General features: G+C 39.5%; 23 protein-coding genes. 8 read left to right on the top strand and 15 right to left on the bottom strand.

Translation table 11 applies throughout. From position 1 onward, the window contains the following. Position 1: 1 nt before the first annotated feature. The 8 genes from BLS33_RS04335 to BLS33_RS04300 form a co-directional block, all read right to left on the bottom strand. Positions 2–2,377, bottom strand: a complete 2,376-nt coding sequence (locus BLS33_RS04335) for a TonB-dependent receptor (RefSeq protein WP_089885627.1) — start codon at positions 2,375–2,377, stop codon at positions 2–4. 124 nt (positions 2,378–2,501) lie between these two features. Continuing rightward, complete coding sequence (locus BLS33_RS04330) at positions 2,502–4,721, bottom strand: NADP-dependent isocitrate dehydrogenase (protein ID WP_089885624.1); 2,220 nt, start codon at positions 4,719–4,721, stop codon at positions 2,502–2,504. Between the two features lie 751 nt (positions 4,722–5,472). Further along, the gene (gene rplS, locus BLS33_RS04325) at positions 5,473–5,823 is read right to left on the bottom strand and encodes a 50S ribosomal protein L19 (protein ID WP_089885620.1); all 351 of its coding nucleotides are present in this window, start codon (positions 5,821–5,823) and stop codon (positions 5,473–5,475) included. Positions 5,824–5,971: 148 nt separating this feature from the next. Beyond that, positions 5,972–6,646: a tRNA (guanosine(37)-N1)-methyltransferase TrmD gene (gene trmD, locus BLS33_RS04320; RefSeq protein ID WP_089885617.1), complete on the bottom strand. Its 675-nt coding sequence runs from the start codon at positions 6,644–6,646 to the stop codon at positions 5,972–5,974. Positions 6,647–6,667: 21 nt separating this feature from the next. Beyond that, positions 6,668–7,111 (bottom strand): GNAT family N-acetyltransferase, encoded by a 444-nt coding sequence (locus BLS33_RS04315; protein WP_176801316.1) that lies wholly within the window; start codon positions 7,109–7,111, stop codon positions 6,668–6,670. Between the two features lie 36 nt (positions 7,112–7,147). Beyond that, a complete protein-coding gene (locus tag BLS33_RS04310; protein ID WP_089885614.1) occupies positions 7,148–7,774 on the bottom strand; it encodes a tRNA (guanine-N1)-methyltransferase in 627 nt (208 codons plus the stop codon). Positions 7,775–7,923: 149 nt separating this feature from the next. Next, complete coding sequence (locus BLS33_RS04305) at positions 7,924–9,375, bottom strand: glyceraldehyde-3-phosphate dehydrogenase (protein ID WP_089885610.1); 1,452 nt, start codon at positions 9,373–9,375, stop codon at positions 7,924–7,926. Between the two features lie 116 nt (positions 9,376–9,491). After that, on the bottom strand, positions 9,492–10,883 hold the full coding sequence (locus tag BLS33_RS04300; RefSeq protein WP_089885606.1) for a S1C family serine protease: 1,392 nt from the start codon (positions 10,881–10,883) through the stop codon (positions 9,492–9,494). Positions 10,884–11,014: 131 nt separating this feature from the next. Between BLS33_RS04300 and dapF the strand changes: the two genes are divergently transcribed. The 4 genes from dapF (at position 11,015) to BLS33_RS04280 (ending at position 14,132) form a co-directional block, all read left to right on the top strand. Next, positions 11,015–11,791 (top strand): diaminopimelate epimerase, encoded by a 777-nt coding sequence (gene dapF, locus BLS33_RS04295; RefSeq protein WP_089885604.1) that lies wholly within the window; start codon positions 11,015–11,017, stop codon positions 11,789–11,791. Continuing rightward, complete coding sequence (locus tag BLS33_RS04290; RefSeq protein WP_089885602.1) at positions 11,785–12,312, top strand: GNAT family N-acetyltransferase; 528 nt, start codon at positions 11,785–11,787, stop codon at positions 12,310–12,312. Before dapF ends, BLS33_RS04290 begins: the two co-directional genes overlap by 7 nt. Next, complete coding sequence (gene mltG / locus BLS33_RS04285) at positions 12,312–13,355, top strand: endolytic transglycosylase MltG (protein WP_089885600.1); 1,044 nt, start codon at positions 12,312–12,314, stop codon at positions 13,353–13,355. The genes BLS33_RS04290 and mltG overlap by 1 nt, the downstream gene beginning before the upstream one ends. Before the next feature lie 147 nt (positions 13,356–13,502). Next, the gene (locus BLS33_RS04280) at positions 13,503–14,132 is read left to right on the top strand and encodes a hypothetical protein (RefSeq protein WP_089885597.1); all 630 of its coding nucleotides are present in this window, start codon (positions 13,503–13,505) and stop codon (positions 14,130–14,132) included. A 52-nt stretch (positions 14,133–14,184) separates the two neighbouring features. Here the strand turns inward: BLS33_RS04280 and BLS33_RS04275 are convergent, their stop codons facing one another. From BLS33_RS04275 to dnaA, 3 genes are read right to left on the bottom strand one after another with little or no spacing between them, the layout of a single operon-like run. Beyond that, complete coding sequence (locus BLS33_RS04275) at positions 14,185–14,889, bottom strand: SAM-dependent methyltransferase (RefSeq protein ID WP_089885594.1); 705 nt, start codon at positions 14,887–14,889, stop codon at positions 14,185–14,187. A gap of 33 nt (positions 14,890–14,922) precedes the next feature. Further along, positions 14,923–15,372, bottom strand: coding sequence for a low molecular weight protein-tyrosine-phosphatase (locus BLS33_RS04270; RefSeq protein ID WP_089885592.1), 450 nt, complete (start codon positions 15,370–15,372; stop codon positions 14,923–14,925). Positions 15,373–15,382: 10 nt separating this feature from the next. Further along, positions 15,383–16,807 (bottom strand): chromosomal replication initiator protein DnaA, encoded by a 1,425-nt coding sequence (gene dnaA / locus BLS33_RS04265; RefSeq protein WP_089885589.1) that lies wholly within the window; start codon positions 16,805–16,807, stop codon positions 15,383–15,385. A 207-nt stretch (positions 16,808–17,014) separates the two neighbouring features. Here dnaA and BLS33_RS04260 point away from each other — a divergent pair, with 207 nt between their 5' ends. Next, positions 17,015–17,419: an acyl-CoA thioesterase gene (locus BLS33_RS04260; RefSeq protein WP_089885588.1), complete on the top strand. Its 405-nt coding sequence runs from the start codon at positions 17,015–17,017 to the stop codon at positions 17,417–17,419. A gap of 23 nt (positions 17,420–17,442) precedes the next feature. Here BLS33_RS04260 and BLS33_RS04255 read toward each other — a convergent pair whose 3' ends face one another. The 4 genes from BLS33_RS04255 to ribD are packed head-to-tail and all read right to left on the bottom strand — an operon-like array spanning position 17,443 to position 20,572. Next, positions 17,443–18,060 (bottom strand): IMPACT family protein, encoded by a 618-nt coding sequence (locus BLS33_RS04255; RefSeq protein WP_089885585.1) that lies wholly within the window; start codon positions 18,058–18,060, stop codon positions 17,443–17,445. Further along, positions 18,060–18,923: an EamA family transporter gene (locus BLS33_RS04250; protein ID WP_089885583.1), complete on the bottom strand. Its 864-nt coding sequence runs from the start codon at positions 18,921–18,923 to the stop codon at positions 18,060–18,062. Before BLS33_RS04250 ends, BLS33_RS04255 begins: the two co-directional genes overlap by 1 nt. Before the next feature lies 1 nt (position 18,924). Beyond that, the gene (locus BLS33_RS04245) at positions 18,925–19,527 is read right to left on the bottom strand and encodes an HAD family hydrolase (RefSeq protein WP_089885581.1); all 603 of its coding nucleotides are present in this window, start codon (positions 19,525–19,527) and stop codon (positions 18,925–18,927) included. Continuing rightward, positions 19,520–20,572: a bifunctional diaminohydroxyphosphoribosylaminopyrimidine deaminase/5-amino-6-(5-phosphoribosylamino)uracil reductase RibD gene (gene ribD / locus BLS33_RS04240; protein WP_089885578.1), complete on the bottom strand. Its 1,053-nt coding sequence runs from the start codon at positions 20,570–20,572 to the stop codon at positions 19,520–19,522. The genes BLS33_RS04245 and ribD overlap by 8 nt, the downstream gene beginning before the upstream one ends. A gap of 24 nt (positions 20,573–20,596) precedes the next feature. Between ribD and BLS33_RS04235 the strand changes: the two genes are divergently transcribed. From BLS33_RS04235 to ligA, 3 genes are all read left to right on the top strand, one after another. Then, positions 20,597–21,088, top strand: a complete 492-nt coding sequence (locus BLS33_RS04235; protein WP_089885576.1) for a GNAT family N-acetyltransferase — start codon at positions 20,597–20,599, stop codon at positions 21,086–21,088. 64 nt (positions 21,089–21,152) lie between these two features. Beyond that, entirely contained in the window at positions 21,153–22,046 is an 894-nt protein-coding gene (prmC, locus tag BLS33_RS04230; protein WP_089885574.1) for a peptide chain release factor N(5)-glutamine methyltransferase, read from the top strand. A gap of 116 nt (positions 22,047–22,162) precedes the next feature. After that, entirely contained in the window at positions 22,163–24,157 is a 1,995-nt protein-coding gene (gene ligA / locus BLS33_RS04225) for an NAD-dependent DNA ligase LigA (RefSeq protein ID WP_089885572.1), read from the top strand. Positions 24,158–24,162 lie beyond the last annotated feature (5 nt).

Below are 24,162 nucleotides of genomic sequence, written 5' to 3'. Positions count from 1 at the left end.
ATTAGAATTTAAAATTATAGGTGACCGCGGGTACAATGCCAAAAATAGATGTACGAACTGCTTCATTAACACCGGTATCTCGATTGCGGTTAAAGTTGATGGCTGCGGCATTTTTTCTATTGTATAGGTTGTAAACGCTAATTACCCATTCTGCCTGCCATTTTCTATTCAAGTTCTTTTTAGGTGTTAATGTTGCCGATACATCGATACGATGATAATCGGGTAGGCGTTCTTGATTTCGGAGACCATAATAGGGAACTGTCAAATTTTGAAATTCAAATTGCCCAATGGGGTAATTTGTAGGTTGTCCCGTTTGATATACAAAATTAGCGTTTACACTCCATTTATCGTTAAGGTCGTAACTTGAAAAAACCGATATGTCATGGGGTTTGTCATAGGGTGTATTGTACCACTGACCCGAGTTTATTCCAGTTTCCGTAGCGGTTCTTCCCGGGGTTCGTTGCTCCGATTTCGAGAGGGTATAGGCAAGCCAACCTTGAAATCTTCCTTCATTCTTTCTTAAGAGTACTTCTAAGCCGTAAGCCCGAGCTTCTCCGTTAAGTATCACTTGTTCAATAGCATCATTGGCGATTAGATTGGCTCCGTTTATATAGTCGATACGGTTTTTAATGGTCTTATGGAAAACTTCGGTTTCTAAAGAGTATTCGCCGTCACTCATTGTTCTAAAGTAACCGAATGCGAACTGGTCTAAAAACTGGGGTTTAATGAATGTGCCGCTAGGCGTCCAAACGTCTAAGGGAGTAGGGGAGTTTGTATTTGATAACAAGTGTAGGTATTGGGCCAAACGGGTGTAGCTGGCTTTAATAGAGCTATTTGAATCGATGGTGTAGGCCAGCGAAATACGTGGTTCTAAATTATTAAACGAGGCGAGACTTTCTGAGCGTCCGGGGTTTGTCACAGCTATAGGTTCTGCTTCTTGATAAATCTGAAGTTCTGAATTGAACAATACGGGATTGTTATCTTCGTAGACATTGAGTTCTTCCTGTCCCAAACGCGTGAAATTACTAAAACGAAGGCCGTAGCCCAAACTCAAATTCGCTGTGAGGCTATGCTCAATATCGATGTAGGCCGCAAATTCATTGGCATATTTTTGAATGAGTTGTTCTTTGAGAATACCAGACTCTGAATTGCTAGGTTCGATTTTACCTGGGTTGAATTGATAATAGATGTTGTTCAGCCCATAATTGATTTGAAGTTTATCGCTTATGTAGTTCTTCAGATCATACTTGATATTGAAATTTTGAATTCCTGAGTTCCAATTGAATCCTACAAAGTCAAGTTTTAGTCCGTAATAGTAGTCGGAGTATATCAATGAAAGATTGGAAAACAATTTATCTGAAAACAAGTGGTTCCAGCGAAAATTACCGACAGCGTTGCCATAGGTGTTTACAAAACTTTCGCTGATTCCGAAAACGTCCCTTCCAAAATATCCGGATAGAAAAATATTATTCCTATCATTGATTTTATAGTTTAATTTGGTGTTCAAGTCATAGAAATATGCTGTATTATCAACGTCAAAAAGGGGGAGAAAAAGGTGTACGTACGAAGCCCTTCCGCCAACCAGAAATGCTGCTTTGTCTTTTATTATCGGACCTTCGGCCAATAGACGACTAGCTACGGCACCGATGCCCCCGTTCACCTTAAAATTTTTACTGTTTCCCTCTTTTTGAAATATATCGAGTACTGAAGATACACGGCCCCCATAACGCGCGGGAATGCCCCCCTTATATAATTTGATATCTTTTATGGCATCGGGATTAAAGACAGAGAAGAACCCAAAAAGGTGTGATGAATTAAAAATCGTGGCTTCGTCTAAAAGTATCAGGTTTTGGTCAACTGAGCCACCACGTACATTGAAGCCCGAAGCACCTTCGCCGGCATTGGTGACTCCGGGAAGTAGTAATATCGATTTGATTACATCGGCCTCACCAAGGATTACCGGTATTTTCTTAATAGTCTCTACAGCCATGGTGTTTACGCTCATTTGAGGTTTTCTGATGTCGAGCTTCTCTCCGTTATCGGTCACAATGACCTCGTCAAGTTCTTCGGCCCCTTCAAGCATCTGAAAATTGACTTTCTGGTCTTGTGATAACACAATCTTTTGAACTATATCTTGAAACCCCAAATAACTCACTTGTACCATATACTCTCCCTCGGGTAGGGTAATGGAATAAAAACCGTATTCGTTGGTGGTAACCCCTGTTCGTAGGTCTGGTAGGGCCACCGTTACACCAATAAGGGTCTCGTTGCTGGCAGCTTCGGAAATTGTCCCGCTAAGGGTATACTTTTGTTGGGCAGAGGAGAAAAGGCAAAAATTTAGAAAAAGAATATAAAAGAATTTGGTGCGGTTATCCATTAAGCACATTTTTTAATAAATGTAAACAGAAAATAAGGCTTAGGTATAATGTTAACAATTAATTAAAGTAAAAAACCTTTGCCCCAATAGGACAAAGGTTTTTAATATCGACTAAGGAAGTACCTTATATACTTGCAAGTATGCCGTTAAAGGTATCACTAGGTCTCATCGCTTTTGAAATCAAGTCGCTATCAGGAAGGTAATATCCTCCTATGTCTTTCGGAGTACCCTGATCATTTATTAATTCTGTGGCGATTTTCGATTCATTGGTATTCAATGCTTCGGAAACCTTGGTGAAAAGTGATTTTAGTTCGGCGTCTTCATTTTGTTCCGCTAAAGCTTGGGCCCAGTATAAAGCTAAATAGAAATGACTTCCCCTTGTGTCAATTTCATTGACCTTACGTGAAGGTGATTTACCATTGTCTAACAATTTTTCAGTCGCAATATCTAATGCATCTGCCAAAACTTGGGCTTTAGGGCTATTATTTTTTTCTCCATAGAATTCCAAGGATACCCCTAAAGCCATGAATTCTCCCAAAGAATCCCAGCGAAGGTGGCCTTCTTCTAGAAATTGTTCAACATGCTTAGGTGCAGAACCACCGGCTCCAGTTTCAAAAAGACCTCCGCCATTCATAAGTGGTACGATTGAAAGCATTTTGGCACTGGTCCCTACTTCAAGAATGGGAAACAAATCGGTAAGGTAGTCACGCAAAACATTACCCGACACCGAAATGGTATCTTCGCCTTTTATTAATCTTTTTAGCGTGTAATTGGTAGCTTCGATAGGAGATAGAATTTTAATTTCCAATCCAGAAATATCGTGGTCACCCAAATAGGTATTCACCTTCTTTGTCAATTCAATATCATGGGCCCTATCTTGATCTAACCAGAAGATGGCGGGAATATTGGTGGCCCTAGCTCTTGAAACGGCCAATTTCACCCAGTCTTGAATGGGTGCATCCTTTACTTGGCACATTCTCCAGATATCCCCTTTTTCAACGGTATGTTCTATGAGTGTCTTGCCAGAATTGATGTCGATGACCTTTACTACGCCATCGCCGACGATTTCAAAGGTTTTGTCATGTGATCCGTATTCTTCGGCTTTTTGGGCCATAAGACCAACGTTAGGAACCGTACCCATTGTTGTGGGGTCGAAAGCGCCGTGCTTTTTACAAAAGTCGATGGTAGCACTGTAAATACCGGCGTAACTACTATCTGGTATTACTGCCTTGGTGTCTTGAAGTTCTCCTTTTGCGTTCCACATTTTTCCTGAATTTCGGATCATTGCCGGCATGGAGGCATCTATGATAACATCACTGGGAACATGTAGGTTGGTAATGCCTTTCTCTGAATTTACCATAGCCAAGGCCGGACCATTGGCAATTGCATTTTCTATGTCGGCTTCGATTTCTTTTCGCTTATCTTCTGGAAGCTCTTTTAGTTTGTTTAGCAAATTTTCCAATCCATCATTGGCATTTGCGCCTATCGAAGCCAACAATGTGTCGTATTTTGCAAAAACATCGGCAAAAAATGTCTTGACCGCGTGCCCAAAAATAATGGGGTCGGAAACTTTCATCATCGTCGCTTTCATGTGCAATGAGAAAAGTACCCCTTTCTCCTTGGCATCTTTCAATTGTTCTTTCAAAAAGCTTAACAACGCTTTTTTACTCATTATGGTGGCATCTATTATCTCGCCCTCCAAAAGCGCTAATTTTTCTTTTAGCACAACGGTCGTGCCATCCGTTTTTTGTAACTCTATTCTTATGCTCGTAGCGTGGGGCAAGGTTATCGATTTTTCATTGGCTTTAAAATCGCCATGCTCCATGGTCGCAACGTGGGTTTTTGAGTCAGCACTCCAAGCACCCATGGTATGCGGGTTCTTTTTGGCGTAGTTCTTTACCGCTTTCGGAGCTCTTCTATCAGAGTTCCCTTCCCTTAGTATAGGGTTTACGGCACTACCTTTTATTTTGTCATATCTCGATTTAATTTCTTTCTCAGCATCGTTTTTTGGTTCATCAGGATAATTGGGCAAAGCATATCCTTTGTTCTGAAGCTCTGAAATGACTTCGTTCAATTGAGGAATAGAAGCACTAATATTGGGTAGTTTTATGATATTGGCTTGTGGGTTCTTCGCTGCACGTCCCAATTCTTCCAAATCGTTGGAGACTTTTTGGTCTTCAGTAAGGAAATCGGGGAAAACTGCCAGAATACGAGCGGCCAGGGAAATATCCTTCGTTTCAACCTGAATTCCTGTTGTTTTAGTGAACGCTTTTACAATGGGAAGAAAAGACTGTGTGGCCAAAGCTGGGGCCTCATCGGTTTTGGTGTATAAAATTTTTGGCATTATCTGTGTTTTGATTTAAGCGGAGCAAATATACAATTTTAAATAGGGTAGAAGGAGGGCTGGACGGGGATTTTCTTGTTTGATTTTTGGCAAGCTGTTGCTTTGGTGCAAAAATAGCATTTACATGCCTTTAGGAAGTATCTGATTCTAGTGGAAAACAAGGTTGTTTCCTAATAGTATTAAATAACAAAAGCCATATCATTGTACGAATACATGTGATATGGCTTTTTAGAAATAGCTTTACAAACTTTGTGTTCTGTATTTACAACAAAACCGCAACCATTGATTGCATCCGTTCCACTATTTCAACGTTTGAAACATATTTCGCTCTTAATTATGAAACCAAGTAGCTACTTCATGTTTCTTTTTCATTGTTTTAATAAACTTAATCTTAAATGTATAACCTAAGTTTTGCACTTAACGTAAAGAAAATCCACATAATATAACCTAAAAGCGACAGCCTTTAAGCCTTATGCTCGTCAACTCAACAAATCTCGGCTTGATATAATCGCACCTACTATTCATTTGATAGACTAAACAACAATACAAAGAACGTAAACTTCGTAGCGGTTTATTATTAGTACCGATCCGGTATTTCCATCAAACCACACATAAATATAAAACAAATTATTGCAAAAGGCAAAAGTTTAACATATTTGAAATCAACACCTTATGAACTATACTTGTTAACAATTGTTCATAAGAAAGCCCGCACAGTGGCGGGCTTTCCTTGAATTGTCTCTGAAGTCGTTTATGAACGGACTTCCTTGATTCTTGCTTTTTTACCGGTAAGACCTCTAAAGTAGAAGATACGTGATCTTCGGACTTTACCTTTTTTGTTGATTTCTATCTTTTGCAATGCTGGCATATTAACAGGGAAAATACGCTCTACCCCAACTGTACCCGACATCTTACGAATAGTAAAAGTTTCAGTTGCACCAGTACCTCTTCTTTGAATAACCACGCCTCTAAAAAACTGGGTACGTGTTTTTTCACCTTCCCGAATTTCGTAATAGACAGTTATAGTATCGCCTGCAGAAAATTTTGGAAATTCTTTTTTGGTAACAAATTCGTTTTCGACAAACTTAAGTAATGACTCCATTGTATTGATTTATATTATAATCGCACCAACATTCACGATTTTCGTCAGAGGTTGATTTAACAGGATGCAAAAATAGTTTATATATTAGAAACAGCAAGAATGTTTCGTACAAATTTTAATGTTTGGCACATTATTGAGCTTTAAAGTACTATCCTAGCAGATCTGGCCTTAGTTTTTCAGTTCGTTCCATAGCCTGATCTTCACGCCATTTCTCAATTTTAGGAAAATTTCCGCTTAAAAGTACTTCAGGTACTTTCATTCCTTTATATTCAGAAGGTCTAGTGTAAACTGGGGGAGCCAAAAGGTTGTCTTGAAATGTATCGGTTAAAGCCGATGTCTCATTGTTTAAGACACCAGGTATTAATCGTATTACTGTATCACAAAGAATGGCGGCACCAAGTTCACCCCCTGATAATACATAATCACCGATAGATATTTCCCGGGTAATCAATGTGTCTCGCACGCGTTGGTCGACACCCTTGTAATGACCACATAGAATGATGACGTTTTTTAGCAAAGACATGCCGTTGGCCATTTTCTGATTAAGGGTCTCACCATCGGGAGTCATATAAATAATCTCATCGTATGTGCGTGATGCCTTTAGGGCGGTTATGCACTTGTCGATAGGTTCAATCATCAAAACCATGCCTGCACCTCCTCCAAATTGATAGTCGTCTACCTGATTGTAACTTTTATCCGTATAATCTCTGAGATTATGGAAATGAACCTCTACCAAGCCTTTTTCAATGGCTCTTTTTAGAATTGATGCCTCAAACGGACTTTTCAAAAGTTCAGGTAAGACCGTTATAATGTCAATGCGCATATCGAAATAGGCTTTAGGTGATTATTTTGCGCTCCAAAAGTAATGAAAACAGTGTGAATCTTTTTTCCATCCCAACTTTTCATATAATCGTTGCGCCGGATTGTCAACGGCGGTTTCTAGGGCGAGGCCCTTACATTCACGTGTCGTGCAGTAAGTTTTTGCTTGAGACAATAGCATTTCGCCTATTCCTTGGTTTCGATGGGCTTGACTTACAAATAAATCGTTGAGAATATAATACGGTTGAAGGGAAACGGACGAGAAGGTGGGGTAGAGTTGCGTAAAACCTACCGCTTCCCCCTTGATAATTGCCATCAAAATAACGGAGTCTTTATTCAAAATGCGCGACTCAAGAAATTTTTCAGCAGCCTTCAAATCAGAAGATTGTCCGTAGAAAATTCGATATTGATCAAACAACGGCACTAATTGCACTAAATGTTTGGTTGTGGCGCTTACAATTACAATCATATGGCAAAATAAAAGCCCCGTTCTGGGGCTTTTATCTTATTTTGATTTTTTATATCTATTTATTTCGTCTTGAAGCTGCCTACTTATTTTTTGTTCTCTTTCAAGGGCTCTTCGTCTATGATCTTCATATTCGGTTTCAAGTTCAGATAAATTCGATTTTGCTTCTTGCGTAAGCACGTTACTTCTTCTGAACTTGTACATAAAGAATAGCATAAGCGCCATTAAGCCTGCTATTATCGACCATAAAATAGTGTTGTAGGTGACTTTTTCCACGAGAATACCCAAGAATGACATGCTGTCTTTTTCTTCGGTAACCCCTGCAAGGTTGTTGGTGGTGTCTTCCAATTTCTTGTTCAACGAAGCAATAGTGGTTTCATGTCCAGAAATTGTAGCGTTCAATTCACCTACTTTTTTATTAAAAGTACTTAAAGAATCCAACACATTTTGACGTAATTTGTCAAGATAAATCCTTCTGACCACCTCATATCTCTTTCCGTCAGCACCCCAATTGCCTGATTTTTTCAATAAAAACTCAAACTGGCTATCAATATGACCTCTATCCAGTGATAGTCCCTGTTCTTCCTCAGCGGCTGCTTCTTGGGCAAATTGTAGGTTAAATGCCAATAGGGAGATTACAATAAATAGTATTTTTATAATCTTCATTTTAAAAATAATTCTTAAAAATTAATAATGATTTAGAGTGGGGCTAAAGTAATTCAATAATATCAATTACGAAAAAAAAACGATAACATCGTAAATTTAAGATTAAGAACGTATTGTTGTTTTAGCCGATTTTAACGCTGTATAATCCCTTAATAATAGGTGAATCTTCTTACTTTGGAAATGTATTTCGCCAGTCGTATAACTTGATGCGAATACCCATATTCATTGTCATACCAAATATATAATACCACGTTTTTTTCGTTGCTGGAAACGATTGTTGCTTTGCTATCATAAATGGCGGGGGCAGAGGTGCCAATAATATCTGAGGAAACCATCTCTTTATTCAATGAATATTTTATTTGTTCGACCAAATCTCCTTCAAGTGCGTATTTTTTTAAAATGGTATTAATGCCGTCAAGTGATGTTTTATTGCGTATTTCGAGATTTAAAATGGCCAAAGACCCGTTGGGAATTGGTACCCGAATGGCGTTTGATGTAAGTTTGCCTTCTAGTGAGGGTATTGCTTTTGACACGGCTTCGCCGGCACCGGTCTCCGTGATGACCATATTTAGGGCGGTCGTCCTTCCTCTTCTGAACTTAGCGTGTACATTGTCTATTAGGTTTTGATCATTTGTGTAAGCATGTATGGTTTCTAAATGCCCTTTGATTATCCCTAAGGAATCTTCAACTACCTTAAGAATGGGGGCAATAGCGTTCGTGGTACACGAGGCCGCAGCGAAAATTTTATTGGTTTCAGGGTCATGTTCTAAATGGTTTACACCATGCACTATATTGGGTATTTCCTTCCCAGAAGCTGTTAACAAAACTTTTGAAACTCCCTTAGATTCAAGGTGCATTTCTAAATCAACTTTATTTCGAAAGTCACCAGAACTATCAATAATAAGCGCTTCTGAAATGCCATATTGAGTATAATCAAGTTCGGCCGGGTTCTCGGCGCTTATAAAATGAACGGTAGTACCATTTATAATAAGTGCTTTCTGGTCAACGTCAACATCTACGGTTCCCATGAATTTACCATGAACGGAATCGATTCGCAATAGGCCTGCTTTTTTTTCAAGAATTTCCTTATCTAACTTGTCTTTCGTTACCACGGCTCTAAGGCGCAGTTGATTGCCTTTACCCGTTTTCGCCATTAGTTCGCGGGCCAGAAGGCGACCTATTCTGCCAAACCCATATAGAACAACATCTTTAGGACAAATATCTTCAGTATCGTTGGCGTTTTTAAGCTTGCCAGTCACAAATGTCCTGATATCATCGACGTCTTGACCGTTATCGGAATGATACTCATATGTCAGTTTTCCGATATCCAGTTTTGAGGGAGGAAGTTCTAAATCGTTTATTGCCCTGAGTATTTCTACCGAATCAAAAATGGAAATTGGTTTCTGCACAAATTCCCCTGCATATTCATGTAATTGAATAATATCACTAACACTTCTATCAATAATCTGATTTTTGAACAAAACAATTTCTATCGATTTGTCGTACCAAAGATCACTGGTTATTTTGATGAATTCGGTAGTGGCTTTTCTTCTATCAGCCTGAAAGGCCAATTCCCTTTCATAAGATATATTATTGCCCATAGTCGTTTTGCATTGATTCTCACCGTTACAAAAATATATATTATAAATGGCTATTACCCAAATATTTAAAACAAAAACGCTCCACAGGGGAGCGTTTAACAGTTGAACAAAGCCTTTTATTGAAAGATCAATCGTTCTTTTTCGCCATTTTCGTTCATTAAGGTAATAACAGTTTTACCGAATCTCGAAATGTTCGCAAAAAGTGCACGGGCTTCTTGAATATCGTTAATTTCTTCGCCATCGACGGAAATCAAAATTTTTCCATCAAGACCATAACCACGGTACTTTTCGGGTACACCTATAATACGTACACCACTTTTTACCTTATATTTTTTCTTATCTTTTTCGGTAAGATTCTTTACTTCGAGCCCCATTTCGGGCAAATGCAAGGTTTGTCTTTCTTTTAAGACTACGGGTATTTCGAATGTTTCACCTTCCCTGTCAATCGTCACTTGAACGGTATCGGTAGGGCGCTTGGTGGAGATGTAACCGGTAAGGTCTGCAAACTTATGAACCTTAATATTATCTATTTGTTTGATAACATCGCCATGCTTAAGGTCTGCATCCATCGCTCCTGAATCTTCGACTACGCTTTCAACGAACACGCCGTCAATCTCATTTAATCCATTTTGAATGGCATAAGGGGTATTTCCATTTATTGAATTGATGCCTAACATACCTTTCTGCACATTACCATACTCCAAAATGTCATCTACAACTTTTTTAGCGATATTGCTGGGTACTGCAAATGAATACCCTACATAAGAACCGGTTTGTGAAGTGATTGCCGTATTGATGCCAACAAGGTCCCCATTGGTATTTACCAATGCGCCACCGCTGTTTCCAGGGTTAACTGCCGCATCAGTTTGTATGAAGGACTGATTTTTCCCTAAATCCCTTGCTTTAGCACTAACAATTCCAGCGGTAACCGTGGAAGTAAGGTTAAAAGGATTGCCCACTGCTAAAACCCATTCGCCAATTTTGGTATTGTCAGAATCCCCAAATGCCAAATAGGGAAGTTTATCGGTAACATCAATTTTTAAGAGAGCAATATCGGTGTTCGGATCCGTACCGATCAAAGTGGCCTCATAAGTTTTATTATTATTCAAGGTTACTTGTAACTGGCTTGCCTTCGCCACTACATGATTATTGGTGACGATATATCCATCAGCCGAAATGATAACACCAGAACCCGTACCTACTTGAGGTATCTGGCTACCACCTTGGCCATAAAAGAAATCTATAAAACTATTTCCTCCTCTGCTTATAGTGACATTTTTCACGTGAACTACTGCATTCACAGTATTTTCGGCAGCAACTGTAAAGTCAATCTCATTTATGCCTGAGCCCTTTGCCGAAGTGGGTGTGTAGCTGGTATTAAATACCGAATTATTGTCATTTTCGGTTACAACCGCGTAGTTTATATTTTCAAAAAACAGTTTGTATGCTCCTAAGGTTATGGCCCCTGCAAAAACGGATACCAATAACAGGCTTCCTAATTTTTTCATATATATTTATCTTTTTAACATTGTTAAAACAAAATTACTTAAATCAATACTTGGCAATTACCGGTTTAACTACATTTTAACTGCTAAAATTACCTTAAATAAAGTCATATCTTTGTATCTCAATTTATGACATGGACATTATATTTTATAAATATCAAGGTACGGGAAACGATTTTATAATGATCGACAATCGCCAGAAACTATTTCCCAAAAACAATGCCAATGTCATTGAGAATCTGTGTGATAGAAGATTTGGCATAGGTGCCGACGGTCTTATTTTGCTTGAAAATGACGAAATGTCAGGTTATCGCATGGTCTATTTTAACTCCGATGGAAAAGAAGGTAGTATGTGCGGTAATGGAGGAAGGTGTTTTGTAGCTTTTGCCGATTTCTTGCAAATAATACAAGGAAAGACTTCTTTCGATGCCGCGGATGGATTGCATGAGGCAACCATAAACAATGGTATCGTCAGCTTAAAGATGCAGAATGTCAACGAAATTAAAGTGAAGCCGAATGCCATATTTATGGATACGGGGTCGCCACATCATGTACAAATAGTAGAAAATTTAGAAGCTTTGGATGTTTTTAAAGAAGGAGCGAAACTGCGCTACGGTCTCTATGGTGAGAAAGGAAGCAATATAAACTTTGTCTCACCAAGGGTTGACGGGTCTTATGATGTACGTACCTATGAGCGGGGCGTAGAAGATGAAACACTATCATGTGGTACTGGTGTTACTGCCGTTGCCTTGGCCATGCATCATCTGGGTAAGTCAAAAGGCAATCAAGTTCAAATACATACGAAAGGTGGAGATTTAAAGGTTGAATTTGATGAAAAAGACGGAATTTACACCGATATTTTTTTAATCGGTTCTGCCAAACAGGTTTTTAAAGGTGAAATCGAATGTTGAATCTAACCGGTAAGACAGTATATCTCAGGGCACTTGAGCCCGATGACATAGAGTTCCTTTATTTTTTAGAAAACAGCACGGATCTATGGGAAATAAGCGGAACCACCACACCGTATTCCAAATTTATATTGGAGCAATATTTAGAGAATGCACACCGTGATATTTATGACGTAAAGCAGTTACGTTTATGTATTTGTACCAAAGACGATGACAAGACGATCGGTTTTATCGACTTATTTGATTTTGATCCAAAGAATCATAGGGCAGGGGTGGGCTTGGTTATTTTAAATAAGGAAGAAAGAAATAAAGGCGTAGGCTCTGAAACGGTGTCATTGATATGCGATTATGTGTTTTCTGTATTGGGACTGCGACAGTTGTTTGCCAATGTGTTGGAAGATAATAAAGCAAGTGTACATTTGTTTGAAAAATTAGGCTTTGAGAAGGTAGGAGTTAAAAAGGATTGGATTTTTTCGAAGGGATCATATAAAAATGAAATTTTGTTTCAAAAACTAAATCGTTAATGTATATAAGGAGAATTTTACTGGGTATTGTATTCATGGGGCTTATCGTGGGAGGTTTTTTTGCCTATAAAATCTATGCGGCGATATTTTCCCCAAACACCACATTTAACAACGATGAGGCATATGTATATGTTCCGACCGATGCTACCTATGAAGATGTGGAAGCTACTTTGGAACCGCTTTTGGAAGATATGAACTCCTTTAAACAAGTTGCCGAAAGAAAGGGGTATCTGGCGAATATTAAAGGTGGAAAGTACGCAATCAAAAAGGGGATGAACAATAATGATATCATCAACTCACTGCGTAGCAACAATATTCCTGTAAAAGTTGCTTTTAACAATCAAGAGACATTGGCCGATCTTGCCGGAAGAATTTCGGTGCAGCTTGAACCTGATAGCCTAACCTTGCTGAGTTCCTTTGATGATCCCGAGTTTTTGAAAGCGAACGGATTCGATAAGAATACTGGGCTTTCCATGTATATTCCGAATAGTTATGAGTTTTTCTGGAATACTTCTGCGTCTCAATTTAGGGAACGAATGTTGAAGGAATACAAGCGTTTTTGGAATACTGACAGGTTGCAAAAGGCAAAGGCATTAGGTTTAAAACCTTCTGAAGTCATTAGCCTAGCTTCGATTGTACACAAAGAAACAGCTAAAGTCGATGAGCGTCCGCGTGTGGCAGGCGTTTATTTGAACCGTTTGCGCAAAAAAATGTTATTGCAGGCTGACCCAACAGTCATCTATGCGTTAAAACTGCATAATAATGACTTTGATACTATAATTAAAAGGGTGCTTTACAAAGACTTAGAAATTGACTCTCCGTATAACACCTATAAATATGCCGGTGTGCCACCTGGCCCTATCACAATGCCCGACATATCTGCTATTGACGCTGTTTTGAACCCTGAAAAACACGACTATTATTATTTTGTCGCGAATGTCGAAAATTTCGGTTATCATAAGTTTGCTAAGACTTTATCGCAGCATAACCGAAATAAAGCGCAGTATATCCGATGGATAAATGAGAAAAATATAAATAGATAGTGCATTAATCGCAAATTCCATACTTCTTAACTAATATTAGGTATTTTTAACAAAGCCTTTTAAGAGTTACTTAAAATGCAGTTTATCTTTGTAGCTTGAAATTTAAGCAGATCGTTTTTTGATCGTCAGTCTTAAGAAAACAGAGATATGAGAAGATGTACTATCTTTTTTTGTTCTCTTATCATGCTTGTTGTCTTGATGAGTTTTAGCTTTAAGCCTTCGTACGCGGAGGTTCCTGAAACGCTCAAGGTAAATGGACCTACTGAAGTTTTGTTCCCCAAAAACAAAACTGAATTAAATGCTATTATGATTATGCCTCCCTTTTTGGGAAGCTCGTATGTTGGTTTTAAAGAGGCTTTGGCCTTTAAAGAGTCGCAAGGCAATTATTTTACGACCAACACTTTAGGTTATTTAGGAAAATACCAATTTGGTATTGGTACATTACAGTTAATAGGTGTTTACAATGCTGTAAGTTTTCTTAAAGATCCTGTATTGCAAGAAAGGGCCTTTCATACCAATATTGCCCGAAATAAATGGATTCTTAGAAGGGACATAAAACGATTTGAAGGTATGCAGATCGGTGGTGTCAAGGTTACCGAATCAGGTATGTTGGCCGCAGCACATTTAGCAGGTGCGGGTAACGTTAAAAATTATTTGCGTTCGCTTGGCGAGATTGATGTTTCTGACGCATATGGTACGAGCATTGCGAAGTACATAAAAAAGTTCTCGGGCTACGATGTATCACATGTTCATCCGAAAAGGAATCCAAAAATTTAAGATTATTATTGTGTACATATGAAAATGGCCCCGACGGAAACGTTGGGGTTTTTTATGCATGTATTATAAAAATGCTAGGTCTTTTGTGAAGATTTAAGCTTGTTTTTTTCCACGCACTTACAGTTTTTGTGGCAATGTATTCGGTGGTCAGTGTGATGTCACAAGCGATACACAAACGGGTTTGATCGTTCAATGTTCTTAGTAATTCTTCCAAAAGCTTATCGTTTCGATAAGGCGTTTCAATGAACAATTGAGATTGGTTCAAAGTGGCCGAAGTTTTTTCAAGTCGCTTTATGGCCTTTTTTCTTTCGGAGGCGTCGATGGGCAAATATCCATTGAAAGCAAAATTTTGACCGTTCATTCCGCTAGCCATTAATGCCAATACGATTGATGATGGGCCTACCAAAGGAACTACTTGTACATTCTTTTCGTGTGCAATCTTCACGATATCGGCACCGGGATCTGCAATGCCTGGGCACCCTGCCTCTGAAATAACCCCGACGTCATGACCTTCTAGACAAGGTTGTAAAAACGCTGGAATGGTTTCCAGTTCGGTGTATTTGTTCAAGACCTCAATATGTAATGAAGGTTGCGGTTTTCGTGGGCTTATCTTTTTTATGAACCTTCGTGCCGATTTTTCATTTTCTACGATGTAATAATCAATGTCTTCGATCGCGCGTTTAATTGAAATAGGCAGTACTTCTAACGGGGGACCGTCACCCAAAGTCGTTGGAATCAAAACAATTTTTCCCTTCATAGTATATGCTTTGCTATCTTTTCGTGGTTCGGATTAAAGTTTTTTGATGATTTCAGTGCACGCTTCTTTTATCATTTTAAAGACATTTTCAAATCCGTCAGGACCGCCGTAATAAGGATCCGGAACCTGATTTTCTTCCCCATCTATTTCGGTCAATAATAGCCGCACCTTTTTAACATCGTTTGCATTCTTGGCCTTGGCAATGATATTGCCGTAATTGCTTTTGTCCATAGCATAGATTATATCGAACTCATGAAAGTCATCTTCGCTAAATTTTCTACACCGCTGCTTTGAGATGTCGATCCCATGTTCTTTGGCTATGGCAATACTGCGGTGGTCGGGTTTTTCACCAATATGATAACCTCCTGTTCCTGCAGAATCGACAAATATCTTCGTAGGGTCTACCATACTTTGGAGAATACCTTCCGCCAAAGGAGAGCGGCAAATATTTCCAAGGCATACCATTAGAATTCTAGTAGCCATGGTTTTGGGGTTAGGAGAGCTTCTTTGTAAGGTCTTCTATATACTTTCGAAACTGTTTATCGGTTTCGGCAAGATTGTCTACTGTTTTACAGGCATGTAGTACGGTGGCGTGGTCTCTTTTTCCTATTTGTGAACCGATGCTTGCCAGAGATGCTTTGGTGAATTTTTTGGCAAAGAACATGGCCAATTGACGTGCCTGTACAATATGTCTTTTTCGGGTCTTCGATTGTAAGGTGGCTACATCCATTTCAAAATAATCTGATACTACTTTTTGAATATAGTCTATAGAAACTTCGCGTTTTGTGTTTTTTACGAACTTTTCAACAATCTGTTGCGCGAGGTCTAGGGTTACTTCTTTCTTGTTAAAAGAAGACTGGGCAATAAGTGATATGATAGCGCCTTCAAGTTCCCTGATATTGCTCTTTATGTGTTTGGCAACATGCTCAATAATTTCATCGGGCATTTCGACACCATCGCGATAGAGCTTGTTCTTTAATATAGAAATTCTTGTCTCGTAATCGGGGGTTTGTAATTCGGCTGAAAGTCCCCATTTGAATCGAGATAACAATCGTTGTTCGATATCTTGCATGTCAACAGGGGCTTTGTCGGAGGTCAGTATAACCTGTTTCCCGTTTTGGTGCAAGTGGTTGAATATATGGAAGAATACATCTTGCGTTCCCGATTTGCCTGATAGAAACTGTACGTCGTCAATAATCAGAACATCGATCAGCTGGTAAAAATGGATAAAATCGTTCCTTGTGTTCTTTTTTACCGATTCAATATATTGTTGTGTAAACTTTTCTGCTGAAATATAAAGAACCGTGCGTTCTGGATACTTGTCTTTGATCTCGACGCCTATAGCATGTGCCAAGTGTGTTTTTCCTAGACCTACGCCGCCGAAAATCAATAACGGATTGAACGAGGTTCCTCCAGGTTTATTGGCTACGGCCATTCCTGCGGAACGGGCCAAGCGATTCGAGTCGCCTTCTAAAAAATTATCAAAATTGTAATTGGGGTTCAGTTGTGATTCAATCTTAATATTTCGAATACCTGGAATTACAAACGGATTTCTTAATTGTGGATTTTTTGACTTTACCGGTACATCCATTTCTTGAGGACCCATATTGCCTCTGTTCGAACTCGGAATTTTTTCGGTAAAAGGTTCTCTATTGCCGTAAGTGTTTTCCATCCTGATGATATACACCAGTTTTGCAGTTTCACCTAGCTCTTTTGTGAGGGCAACTTTCAATAATTTTACGTAATGTTCTTCTAGCCATTCGTAGAAAAATTTGCTGGGCACCTGAATACTGAGAGCATTGTCTGCTAGTTTGATAGGCTTAATAGGCTCAAACCATGTCTTGAATGCCTGCGGTTGGATATTATCGTTGATAAAGGCCAAACAGTTGTTCCATACGGAATTAGCAGTAACATTCATTCTTAAGATCCTCTTATTTCGTTGGTTAATATTTTCGATAATCGCTAGAAAAATGGTCGGAGAAAACCATACTTTCTCAGTGGGGCAAATATGTGAACAAAAAAGCTAAAAAAAAAACGAGAACCCATTGAATTTCCCCTTTTTTTTTTGCATGTTCACAACCCGAAAACGAAACGACTTAAATATAAAGTTTTTACTTCAAATAAAATGGATTTTTACGAAATTTCTTTTAGAGTGCGCTATGGTGAAACTGATCAAATGGGTGTGGTCTACCACGGAAACTACCCGCAATATTTGGAGATGGGAAGGGTAGAGTGGTTACGCTCATTAGGAATTTCTTACAGAGAAATGGAAAAAAGCGGGGTTATGTTGCCTGTAATTTCTTTATGCGTAAACTACAAAAAATCTGCACTTTACGACGACTTAATTACAGTAAAAACCCAACTAAAGAAGATTCCTTTGGTGAAGATAGAATTTGACTATGAAATTAGTAATGAGGCAGGAGAAATTTTGGCAACCGCAAATACTGTTTTGGCGTTTATCGATATGAAAACGAATCGTCCGATAAAATGTCCGGACTATATTTTGGAGAAAATCAAGACAATTTCGTAATTATGAATTTTGATCAAGCATTTCTAAGGTTTGATGACTTTGGTTTTTACACCTTGAATTTTATCAAACATTTTTTTTATGTGCGCTGATTCCGTTTTCCGAACGGAAATAATCAGGGTACAGTCCATTTCCATTTTCTGAAAGCTTATTTCCAATTGTTGATGTTTGATAATACGCATTACCTTGTCCATTTCTTTATAGTCAAAAGAGAGTTCAACCTCTTTCCGCAAGGTTTTAGAAACAATACGTGCCTCTTGAAGGGCTAGTTGCGCGGCCATGCGATATGCGCTAATTAACCCGCCGACTCCCAATTTAGTTCCGCCGAAGATTCGGGCAACGGCAACGAGCACATTGGTAACTCCGAAAGATTGAATTTGCCCGTAAATGGGCATTCCGGCCGAATTGTTGGGTTCACCATCGTCATTGGCACGATACCTGATTTTTTCAACTCCTAATTGCCAAGCATAGCAAACATGATTGGCGGTATAGTGTTGTTTTTTTAATGCTTCCAAAATTGGTTTGACCTCATCTTCATTTTTTATAGGGAACACGTACCCGTAAAATTTACTTTTTCTTTCCTTGAAGATGATTTCCTTCGAAGGCTTTAGCACTGTCTTATAGCTGTCTGTTTTTTGTTCCATTAGAATAAGGCTACAAGGGCAATGCTAATGACGGCAAGAACGATACCGCCCCAATTTTTTGTTGAGAGTCGTTCTTTGAAAAGAATAATGCCAAGCAGGGTTGAAAATAGCACTATTGCTACGTTGTTTATGGTAAAGACAGCTGCACTATTTAGACTTGGGTGTTGCAACGCTTTCAATATAAAATAGATCGAGAAATAGTTGAGTATGCCCAAAACAATGCCCCCTAGAATATTTTTAAAATTTACGCGTAAAGGAGTTCGTATTGACTTAAAACCAATAAAAAGTATACCTGTGAATGCAGCTGAGGCAAATACGGTCGCCGAAAAAAGAGGAAACTCACTTTCACTAATATGTATAGCTTGAATGAATTTGATACTGGCATCGATAATGCCCGAGCCCAAGAAAACCAGCAGCGGTAATATCAATGATGATTTCAATAGCGCTATCGAAGTTTCTTTTACCGATGCAAAATAAACAGCGGCCAAGGCCAAAACGATACCTAATATTTGAAATCCACTTAATAACTCGTTATATAGCAGAACACCGGCGAGTACCGGTATGACCAATGACATTTTGGTAGCGACAGATGCTGCCGAAACGCCTACTTTCTGGGAAGTTGCGGCCATTAAATTAAAGACGACAATAAATAAAACACCGAGAACCAAGGTGCCCCAAAACCAAGGTTTTTCTGGTAGTGTTTCGATTTGAATCGTGCCTTTGTAAAAAAAGAACCCGACCGAGCTGGCTACGACATAATTAGTGATTATAGCATAAAGCGTTTCTACTTTGTAAATGGAATATAGCTTGAAAACTACAAATATGAGGGTCGAAAATAGAATACTAAGCGCTAAGTTCAACATACTATAGCTTCGACTTTAGGTCAGTTATATCTTCTTTGCCAACAAGAAGGTTCCAGGTGTGAATGCCCAATGCCTTTGCGGCTTCGGTATTGTCTTTTGAGTCGTCGATAAAAAGCGTTTCCGTTGCTACCAGGCCATTCTCATCTAGAACGAAATTGAATACCTCAGGGGTAGGCTTTCTGAGTCTGATTTCATGGGAAAGGTAAAATTGCTCAAAACAATTTTTAAATCTCTCATATTTTTTCTGTCCCACTTTTTCAATAAAGTGAGGTATATGCAATGCATTTGTATTGCTGAGCAAAAATAGTCGGTAATTGCCTTCACGACTTAGGTTCTCAATAAAGTTCAATCGGTAATCGGGGAAATCAAGCAGCATCGAGTTCCAAATTGCAATAATCTCTTCAGGAGATGCTTTTGGAAAAGTGGTTTGCAGTCGTGATATGAACTCTTCAGAGCTTAAGTCACCGACTTCGTAAAGGTCATTTGTTTCTTGTAATTCATGGGATACATTTGTGCCTCCGAACTTTTCTATACCACGTAAGACAACGCCCTTGTCGAGGTTTATAAAGATATCTCCAAAATCAAAAATCAGGTTTTTAATCATTTACAAAAGTGTTTATGGTGTCAGTGTAAATATATTCTTGTTTTACTAATTTTCCAGATAGTTTTGGGGCCGTTGTTCCTCTCTTAAAATGCGAAGTTCCAGTGAAGACTCGTGCTTCGTCCCACAGATTCGCTTCTATAAAAGTTTCTATGGTACGTTTTCCGCCTTCAACGAAAACGCTTAGAATGTTTCGTTTGTGAAAGTGGTTACATAGCTGCTGTGCTATATTGGTTGAGAAATCGATGAGTTCATAGTCGATTCCTTCTATATATTTTGAACTGTCGATTTCCTCTGTAAATATTATGGTGGGAATGGTACGATCTAAAACATGGTAATTCCCATTTATCTTTAAACTTCTGTCAAGAACGAGGCGTACCGGGTTTTTACCCGACCAATGTCGTATATCTAACTTGGGGTTGTCTTCTAAAACAGTAGTCGTTCCCACGAGAATGGCTTGTTCTTCACTACGCCATTGATGCACCCGTTGTCGCGATGGTGGTGAAGTAATCCAAAATGGTTCGGGCTGGGCATTCCGTTTTTCTTTGGCGGGGGCTATAAATCCGTCAATAGTCTCGGCCCACTTCAATAGAATATAGGGTCGTTTTTTTTCATGGAAGGTCAAAAAACGATTATGGTGTGCCCGGCATTCCTTTTCTAAAATCCCTGTCGTCACCTCACGACCGGCATCCTTTAACTTTCGAATACCCCGCCCAGCTACTTTTTCATGCGGATCCAGAATTCCAATAACCACTTTGGGGATGTTATTGGTTATGATCAAGTCGGCACAGGGTGGAGTTTTTCCAAAATGGGAACAAGGCTCTAGTGTGGAGTACAAAGTAGCCTCTTTTAGCAACGCTTTATTTTTTACCGAAGCGATGGCATTGACCTCGGCGTGAGCACCACCATAAGCACTTGTATATCCCTCTCCAATAATCCTATTGTTGTGCACCAGTACGCAACCGACCGAAGGGTTGGGGTAGGTCGAGGGTTGCCCGTTTTTGCCTAAAGAAATGCACCTCGAAATATATTTTTCATGTATATTCACCCCACAAAAATAGAATAATATTTCATGGAAACCAGTGCCCCGGTTATTCGGGAAATTCGACCCGAAGATAATGTTGAAGTAGCCGCGATTGTTCGGAAGGTTTTGGTCGATTTAAGAGCGCCCAAGGTAGGTACCGCCTATGCCGATACAACTTTAGAGCATATGTACGAGAATTATGATGTGGAGCGCTCTATTTATTTTGTCGTGGCACAAGGAGATAAAATTATGGGATGTGGCGGAATTGCCCCTTTGGACAATCATGTCGGTAATGTTTGTGAATTACAAAAAATGTATTTTTTGGAAGAGGCTAGGGGCAGGGGATTGGGAAAGGAAATGATAGAACGCTGTTTACAAAGTGCTAGGGAATTTAATTTTGAAGGATGTTATCTTGAAACGATGCCCTATATGAAAGCCGCACAAGAACTTTATAAAAAAATGGGATTTGAATATATCGATGCCCCCATGGGCGATACGGGACATTATTCCTGCCCCGTTTGGATGTTTAAAAAATTTTGAAGGCGATTACAGAGTCAGGTATTCATTTTTCATGTCCCCTGCCTAATCGGAAAAATATATAAGTGTGTTATTAAAGGAAATTAAGAATATCTTTCATAAAGAGCTCGATGCCATTTATTCAAAAGAAGAAGTAGCTAGTTTTTTCTATTTGTTGATTGAACATTACTTGGGGCTGCAGCGTTTCGTTTTGGCCATTCAACCCGATTTGATCATTTCAAAGGAAGAAGAACAGCCCTTGTTCGAGGCTTTAAGCCAATTGCGATTGGAACGCCCGATTCAATACATTATCGGAACAGCACATTTTATGGAAATGGATTTCGGCGTTACTGAAAATGTCTTGATTCCCCGACCGGAAACTGAGGAATTGGTGCAATGGGTTATTGAAGAATACCATACGGATGGCCGAAATCATGGGGATGTGAAAAAAAAGCAAGATGAGGAGGTGCGAATTCTGGATATCGGAACAGGCAGCGGGTGTATTGCGATAGCTTTGGCCAAAAACCTTCCCCATATCAAAGTAACAGCTTTGGATGTTTCTTCGGAAGCCTTGATGGTTGCTAAACAGAACGCCATTGACAACGATGTGAATGTGACGTTTGTTCAGGCTGACATGCTTCAACTGGAAGATTTGGGAGATAAATTCGATTGTATTGTTTCCAACCCCCCGTACGTAAGAATGTTGGAGAAAAAGGAAATGCAGCGAAATGTGACCGAACACGAACCTGATTTGGCGCTGTTTGTATCTGATGAAAATCCCTTGGTGTTTTATAAGGCGATATGTCGTTTTGCAAAGAAAAACCTAAAAAAATCGGGAAGTTTATATTTGGAAATCAATCAATATTTGGCAAAAGAAACCGAACAGCTTCTGAAAGACCATAATTTTTCAGAAATTGAACTGCGAAAAGATATGTTTGGAAATAACCGCATGTTAAGAGGTGTATTTTCTGGTCGAACGTAACCGTAGTGCAGACCATCTAGAAAGCCCAAAACTAATGATGTGCTACATCTGGTGTGGTAAAATTATTGATTTCGGGTATCCGAAGAATTTCAAATTGAAAAAGAGAGAGTAAATCTATGAGCGCCGAACAACAAATAATAGCATTGCGTGACGAACTTCGTGAGCACAACTACAACTATTACGTACTTGATAATCCCACGATTTCAGATTATGATTTCGATATGAAGTTAAAGGACTTGCAGGCACTTGAGGCTCAACATCCTGAATTTTATGATTCGACTTCCCCAAGTTTACGGGTAGGTGGTATGGTCACCAAGAACTTTAATACCGTGGTGCACGATTATCGCATGTACTCACTAGATAATTCATACTCTAAAGAAGACTTAGAAGATTGGGAAAAGCGCATCCAACGAATTTTAGGTGATGTAGAAGTTGAGTTTACCTGCGAACTTAAATATGATGGCGCATCTATCAGTCTGACGTATGAAAACGGTAGATTGGTACGTGGGGTTACCCGGGGAGACGGATTTCAGGGTGATGATGTGACCACTAATATAAAAACCATAAGATCGGTGCCCTTGAAGTTAAAAGGGGACTATCCCCCGAAATTTGATATTCGAGGAGAGATTGTATTGCCTTTTGAAGGATTTGCCAAAATGAATGCGGAACGTGTCGAGAATGGGGAAGATCCATATATGAACCCTAGAAATACGGCATCGGGCAGTTTGAAATTACAAGATAGTGCAGCAGTGGCGCAACGTCCTTTAGATTGTTTATTGTATGGTATCGTAGGCGAGAAGACAGGCATTTCTTCGCAATGGGAGATGCTCGATAAAGCAAGAAGTTGGGGTTTTAAAGTTCCTACTGCGGCACAATTGTGCAAGTCGACCGACGATGTTTTACAATTTATAGAATACTGGGATGTTCATCGTCATGAATTGCCCTATGAGACCGATGGTGTGGTCATTAAGGTCAACAGTACGCGCTATCAAGAAGAATTGGGGTATACCGCCAAGTCGCCACGATGGGCCATGGCCTATAAGTTTAAAGCCGAGCAGGTCTCTACGGTGCTGAATGAGATTACTTATCAGGTGGGGCGAACAGGGGCAATTACCCCCGTCGCCAATCTTGTTCCGGTTTTATTGGCGGGCACAACGGTCAAAAGGGCTTCTTTGCACAATGCGGATCAAATCGCCAAATTCGATATCCGCGAAGGCGATACCGTTTTTGTGGAGAAAGGAGGAGAAATAATTCCCAAAATTATGGGGGTCGATTTTACCAAACGTCCACATGACTCTGTACCTACGGTATACATCGACCATTGTCCCGAATGTCATTCCAAATTGGTGCGTACCGAGGGTGATGCCAAACATTATTGCACAAACTATTACGGTTGTCCACCTCAGATTACGGGGCGCATACAACATTATATTTCCCGAAAGGCCATGGATATCGAAGGCATGGGGAGCGAAACCGTAGAGTTGTTATTTAAGGAAGGGCTGATAAAGAACTACGCCGACCTTTATACATTGACCAAAGAACAAGTGCTCCCTTTGGAGCGAATGGCAGAGAAATCGGCCGATAATTTGATTAAAGGTGTTGCTGAATCTGTGAAGATACCTTTTGAACGTGTGCTTTTTGCTTTGGGAATCCGCTTTGTGGGCGAGACTGTGGCAAAGAAACTGGCAAAAGCCTATAAAAATATAGATGCCCTGATGGTCGCAACGGTAGAAGAGTTAATCGCTGTGGACGAAATAGGGGAACGCATTGCCCAAAGTGTAGTTGAATTTTTTCAAAACGAGAATAATCGTGAAAATATCGAACGTCTTAAAAGCTATGGCATTCAGTTCGAACTCACAGCGGACCAATTGGAAAACCAGACAGAAAAATTAAAAGGACAAACCTTTGTTGTCTCCGGCGTATTTGAAAAAGTAAGCCGTAATGAGCTAAAAAAATTGATAGAAGATAACGGGGGCAAGGTAGGCTCAAGTATTTCGTCAAAAACCACCTATCTGGTCGCCGGTGATAAAATGGGTCCCAGTAAACGAACTAAAGCAGAAACGCTCGGGGTACCTATTATTTCCGAGGATGATTTTCTGATGATGGTCTAGATGGC

This window comes from Kriegella aquimaris, from assembly GCF_900103215.1.
In the GTDB taxonomy this organism is placed as follows: Bacteria; Bacteroidota; Bacteroidia; order Flavobacteriales; family Flavobacteriaceae; genus Kriegella; species Kriegella aquimaris.
The sequence above is the reverse complement of the archived record's forward strand: the minus strand, read 5'-3'. Positions and strand labels throughout refer to the sequence as shown.